Here is a 6,295-nt window from a genome sequence, read left to right as displayed (position 1 = left end):
AACCATCTCTTCTGTTAATGCACCTTCTGCAGATACACCAATGAATACGTCCGCACCTTGTACAACGTCAGCTAAAGAACCTTCAATACGATTCTTATTTGTATATTTTGCAACTTCATCCTTCACCGGATTCATACCTGTAGGACGACCATCATAAATTGCGCCTTTACGGTCACACATAATAATGTCGCGTACACCATAGCGATATAAAAGTTTAATAATTGCAATACCTGCTGCACCTGCGCCATTTGCGACAACTTTAATGTCAGACATTTTCTTTCCAACTAATTTTAGCGCGTTCACAAGACCTGCTACTGTTACGATAGCTGTTCCGTGTTGATCATCATGGAAGATAGGAATATTTGTTTCTTTTTTCAAACGTTCTTCAATAATGAAGCAGTTTGGTGCTGCGATATCCTCTAAGTTAACGCCGCCAAAAGTTGGCTCCATTAATTTTACAGTTTCAACAATTTTATCTACATCGTTTGTATTTAAGGCAATTGGGAATGCATCTACACCAGCAAAGCTCTTGAATAATACAGCTTTACCTTCCATTACTGGAAGAGATGCTTCAGGTCCAATGTTACCAAGACCAAGTACAGCCGTTCCATCTGTCACAACTGCTACCATATTTCCCTTCATTGTATATTCATATACCTTACTTTTATCGTCATAAATTTCCTTACAAGGTTCTGCAACCCCTGGAGAATATGCAAGACTTAAATCTTTTGCATTTTCTACTTTTACTTTTGATACAGTTTCTAATTTTCCTTGATGCACTTTATGCATGTGAAGTGCTTCTTCACGAAGTGTTGACAAACTATCCACTCTCCTCAAATTATTCTAGCTGATATCAATTTCTCCAAGTGGTCTGACCACGAACACTACTACTATAATAATCGAAGTGTAGGGAAATTGTCCATTATATTTTCACAACTACATTTTCTTCCCCGACAATTTCACGAAGTGCTCCTAAACATTCTTCACTTGGATGAATCGATAAACTTCGAGACAATTGTACCATTTTATGTTCCTTTTCATAATAAATTAGTACTTTCGCAAAACCTGAATAGTCAAACAATATTTTAGTAACCTGATTTAAAAGCTTTTTCTCATACTGAGACGACAATTTCACGTAAACAGATGCATCTTTCTTTTCTTCATACACATCCATTTCTTCTAACGGATATAGTCCATTTACAATCCATTGCAACTTATGATTTCTAAGCTCAATCATGCCGTCAACTAAAACAATTGCTCCTTCTTGTAACTTATCTGAGAAATGTATATATGTTTCAGGGAAAAGAACTGCTTCCATTTCATCGTTTTGATCACAAAATGTAATAAACGCCATCTTTTGCAACTTTTTCGTACGAATCACTCTCACGCTTGTTATATACACGATAGCCCTTTGTACTTTTTTCTTATGTCGCATTGCCTGAGCAAGAGATGGAATTTCTAATTCTTTCGCTAACTTCACATACTGCGCTGTCGGATAGCTTGATAAATAAAAACCTAGTGCTTCCTTCTCTTTATTTAACTGTTCAATAAAAGAGAGCTCTTCTCCTTGCACGTATTTTGATTTTGGAACAGCATCTCCTAAATCACGTGCAAGATTTGCGTACTCTAACGCTCCTTTAAGGCTTTTCCATAAATTTGTTCTCGAAACACCAAAATCGTCAAAACACCCAGACCAGACGAACGCCTCTAAATTTCGCTCTGTTACAAACTTTGATGGCATGCGAAGACAAAATTCAAATAAATCTTCAAATACTTTTTTCTCTCGTTCTTCGAGTAATGCTGTCACTGTAGCCATTCCGATGTTTCGAATTGAAAGTAAGCTGTAACGTATCGCATTACCTTCTATTTGGAAATTGTAACCACTTCTCTGAAGAGACGGCGGCAAAACGTGAAAACCTTTCCGCTTCGTTTCTCGTATATACTGCACAATCTTATCTTCATTTCCAATTGCACTTGATAATAATGCTGTCATAAATTCCAGCGTATAATTCGCTTTTAAGTAAGCAAGCTGATATCCAATCATACTGTAGGCTACAGCGTGACTTCGGTTAAAACCGTAATTCGCAAATCTTACAATTAAATCGTAAATTTTCTCTGCGGATGTCTCGTCATAACCATTTTGTAAACAGCCTTGTACAAAATGCTTACGCTCCTGATCTAAAATATCACGATTTTTTTTACTCACTGCACGGCGTAATAAATCTGCTTCTCCGAGCGAGAATCCCGCCAACTTCGACGCAATTTGCATAATTTGTTCTTGGTATACAATTACACCGTATGTTCTTTCTAAAATCGGCTTTAAATCCGGATGTAAATATTCAATTTTTCTTTTTCCGTGCTTTGATTCAATAAAGGTTGGAATTTGTTCCATTGGTCCTGGTCTATATAACGAGTTAACAGCGACAATATCTTCAAATTCATTCGGTTTTAACCCGCGAAGTACATTTCGCATACCACCTGATTCAAGCTGGAATACACCTGTTGTATCCCCTCTACCTAACAATTGGAACGTCTTTTCATCTTGAAGTGGTAAATTTCTTAAATCAATTTGTGTCCCCGTCTTTTTCACGATAAACTTTATAATATTTTCAAGTAACGTTAAATTACGTAATCCTAAAAAATCCATCTTTAACAAACCAAGTTCTTCTAATGCATCAGCTGGGTATTGCGTAACATACACATCGTTATGCCCTTCTTGTATTGCAACACTTCCGGTTAACGGCTCTTGGCTCATAATAACGCCAGCTGCATGAATAGACGTATGACGTGGTAAGCCTTCTACACGTTTTGCAATTTCAAACACACGCTCATGTAACAGATTCCCTTGTATAAACTCACGGAGTGATTGCGATTCCTCATATGCATCTTTTAACGTTATACCAAGCTTTGATGGGATAAGTTTTGAGAATATGTCAATGTCTCGCGGCGGAAGCCCCATTACACGCGCAATATCTCTAATCGCCGCTTTCGCTGCAAGCGTCCCGAACGTTACAATTTGTGCAACACGCAGCTGACCATATTTATCTTTCACATATCGAATCATCTCATCACGTCTTATATCTGGAAAATCGATATCAATATCTGGAAGTGTCACACGTTCAGGATTTAAAAATCTTTCAAATAATAGATCGTATTCAATCGGATCAATATCTGTAATTTCTAATACGTAAGAAACGAGTGAGCCGGCTGCCGATCCACGTCCTGGTCCTGTTAAAATATGATTTTCATGCGCATACTTCATAAAATCCCACACGATGAGGAAATAATCACTAAACCCCATACTAGAAATAACGTTTAATTCATGATTCAAACGCTTTATATGTACTTCTTTCGGCGTACCATATCGTTTCTGCAAGCCTTCTTCACAAACGCGGCGTAAATACATATCATTCGTCTCGTTAGCTGGAACAGGAAATTTCGGTAATTGATTTATATGAAACGGTATTTCTACTCTGCAACGTTCTGCAATTTCTATTGTGTTATAAATCGCTTCTTCTACGTGAGAAAATAGTGCTTCCATTTCATCTGATGATTTTAAATAATATTGATCAGTTTTCAACCTTGGTCTATCTGGATCAGTCATTTTCGTTCCACTTTCAACAGATAATAAGCACTCATGAACAAGTGCGTCACTTTGATTGATGTAGCGTACATCGTTTGTTGCAACGACTGGAACATTTATCCTACTCATAAATGCAGGTAATTTCTCTTGCAGGAGCAGTTCATCTTGAATCGCATGATGCTGCAAACTCATATAAAAATTGTCGAACATACTTTGATACATGCGAGCTACTTCTTCAGCTTGACTCTCTTTGTCTTCTAATAATAATTGTTCAATTTCCCCATCTTTACCTGGTGAAATAGCAATTAATCCTTTCGCATAATGGGCAAGCCACTTTTTCGGAATACCTTCTTTTGACTTCGTCATAATGCTACTAGAAATCTTTAATAAATTTTGATAGCCCATTTCATTTTCAGCAAGTAAAACAAGCGGATAAGATTTTTCCTCTTCTTCACTAAAAATAGAAGCTGTTAAGCCGATAATAGGCTGTATACCATGTTTCTTACATGCTTTATAAAACGGAATAACGCCATACATAACATTTTCGTCCGTAATAGCGAGTGACGAAAAACCAAGTTCTTTCGCCCTGACTACAAGCTCATCAATTTTACAAGCACTTTTTAATAAACTAAAAACGGTTTGACATTGTAAATGCACAAACTTCACTGTTGTACCCTCTCTTTACCAATCTGACTACTTTTATTATAGGTGATGAGGAAAGCGGAAATCAAAACATACTTCTTATACTTTGTCCATATATATGAAGAAGAAAGGGGAATGACGATGGATGTAAGAGAACATACTTTTTTCTCTCTGCTTATTATTAGTTATTTTATTGCCTTTGGGGTTATACTTGGTGGTTCATTAATTGGTGGGTTTGGTGCATTTCTTATCGGAAAACCAACTCTAACTTACATTAATCAATTCGCCCAAAATTTAAGAATCTGGGCACTTGTTGCAGCAATTGGCGGAACATTTGATACTTTTTATAGCTTTGAAAGAAGTTTCTTTGGCGGAGATATGAAAGATATTGTAAAACAAATTCTCCTTATTTTTTTCGCAACGGGTGGTATGCAAACAGGTCTTACCATTATTAAATGGCTAACGCAGGAACATGTATGAGAGTACCAAGTGCCAATACAGCAAAAAAATGGTATTTAGTTTTAGCTGGTGCTGCTGTTGGAGGCGTGTTGAGCTGGTTTGTTTTTTTGTACATATACGGTGTTTTTCAAGAAGAACAAGCTAGTAAAATAGCAGAGCAACGAGAAATTATAGAAAAACAAGAAGCAAAGCTCCACGTCCTTCTCGAAGATCAAGAAAAATTGAATACAGAAAATAAACGCCTCTTAACTATTCAAGAGATTAAAATAAAACTTATAAATCGAGAAAAATACGATTTAGACAACCTTACACTCGAAAATATGACTACGTCTATCCATAATGACCTCCAACATCTTTTAACGAAAAACATTCAAAGTATAGCAAAAAATAAAGACCTACTCAAAAAGGTAATCGAAAACAAAACGTACAAACATTACGATCGGCTATACCGTTTCAAAGTCGATACGATATCTTTTGATACAGTGCTTGAAATTAGCATTACGATAGAGAAAGAAAAATAAAGAAGGAGGGCTTTAGCGCCGCTCCTTCTTTTCGTTCTCATATATAATCTCTTATCTACACAACTCACGTAAATCAGCAAAAAGACGATCCGCTTCTTCCCAAGAAGATGCTTTTGCACCAGAAGCCATCGGATGCCCTCCGCCATTATATTGCATTGCTAATTTATTTATCACTGGTCCTTTTGAACGAAGACGAACACGAATCACATCGTCTTCCTCTAAAAATAGAACCCACGACTTTAATCCATCAATATTACCAAGTGCTCCAACAACACCGGATGCCTCAGAAGGAAGTACATCAAACTTTTCTAACACTTCTTTCGTTAATTTAATGTAAGCTGCTCCTTCTTCTACCATCGTAAAGTTTTGTAAAATATAGCCGTTTAAACGAGCAATCTTTTCTTTCGTCTTATACATTTCATTATATAAATCTGTGAACTTCACATCCATATCAACAAGCTCACTTACATAACGAAGTGTTTTCGCTGTTGTATTCGGGAATAAGAAACGACCTGTATCCCCAACAATACCCGCTAAAATAAGACGAGCTGCTTCTTTCGTTATCTGTAATCCTTTATCTTTTCCATAACTGTAAAACTCATAAATCATTTCACTTGTAGAACTTGCTGTCGTATCTACCCACGTAATATCTCCGTACGGATCTTCATTCGGATGATGATCAATTTTAATTAACATCTTCCCTTTTGCATAGCGTTGATCGTCAACACGTTCTTGGTTCGCAGTATCACATACGATAACAAGTGCATTTTCATATACACTATCTTCAATATCATCCATTACTCGTAAATATTCTAGTGAAGGTTCATTGTACCCAACCGTATAAATATTTTTCTCTGGAAACGATTCTTGTAGAATTGTACCAAGACCTCCCTGTGAACCTAATGCATCTGGATCTGGACGCACATGACGATGAATAATAATTGTATCAAACTCTTTAATTGCTCTTAAAATTTGCTCATGCATATGTATAATCTCCTTTTTACTCAACTTCTTCACTTTAACGTGCAGTAAAAGCCCGATTGGTGCGGGCAAATCATTAGCGTAGAAACATCCTCACACTAATTAAAGT

General features: G+C 36.6%; 4 protein-coding genes and 1 pseudogene. 2 read left to right on the top strand and 3 right to left on the bottom strand.

Annotated elements, in window-relative coordinates; translation table 11 throughout:
• Positions 1-789, bottom strand: a pseudogene (gene ystJ, locus DT250_RS31455) (NADP-dependent malic enzyme); the annotation flags it as partial.
• A 133-nt stretch (positions 790-922) separates the two neighbouring features.
• Positions 923-4,249, bottom strand: coding sequence for a DNA polymerase III subunit alpha (gene dnaE, locus DT250_RS31450; RefSeq protein ID WP_088609291.1), 3,327 nt, complete (start codon positions 4,247-4,249; stop codon positions 923-925).
• 42 nt (positions 4,250-4,291) lie between these two features.
• Here dnaE and ytrH point away from each other — a divergent pair, with 42 nt between their 5' ends.
• Both ytrH and ytrI read left to right on the top strand, forming a co-directional pair.
• The gene (gene ytrH, locus DT250_RS31445) at positions 4,292-4,705 is read left to right on the top strand and encodes a sporulation membrane protein YtrH (RefSeq protein WP_073516695.1); all 414 of its coding nucleotides are present in this window, start codon (positions 4,292-4,294) and stop codon (positions 4,703-4,705) included.
• A complete protein-coding gene (gene ytrI / locus DT250_RS31440; RefSeq protein ID WP_046958744.1) occupies positions 4,702-5,205 on the top strand; it encodes a sporulation membrane protein YtrI in 504 nt (167 codons plus the stop codon). Before ytrH ends, ytrI begins: the two co-directional genes overlap by 4 nt.
• A 51-nt stretch (positions 5,206-5,256) precedes the next feature.
• Here the strand turns inward: ytrI and DT250_RS31435 are convergent, their stop codons facing one another.
• Entirely contained in the window at positions 5,257-6,189 is a 933-nt protein-coding gene (locus DT250_RS31435) for a DHH family phosphoesterase (RefSeq protein WP_087985387.1), read from the bottom strand.
• Positions 6,190-6,295 lie beyond the last annotated feature (106 nt).

The organism is Bacillus sp. AR2-1 (assembly GCF_008368755.1).
GTDB lineage: Bacteria > Bacillota > Bacilli > Bacillales > Bacillaceae_G > Bacillus_A > Bacillus_A wiedmannii.
The sequence above is the reverse complement of the archived record's forward strand: the minus strand, read 5'-3'. Positions and strand labels throughout refer to the sequence as shown.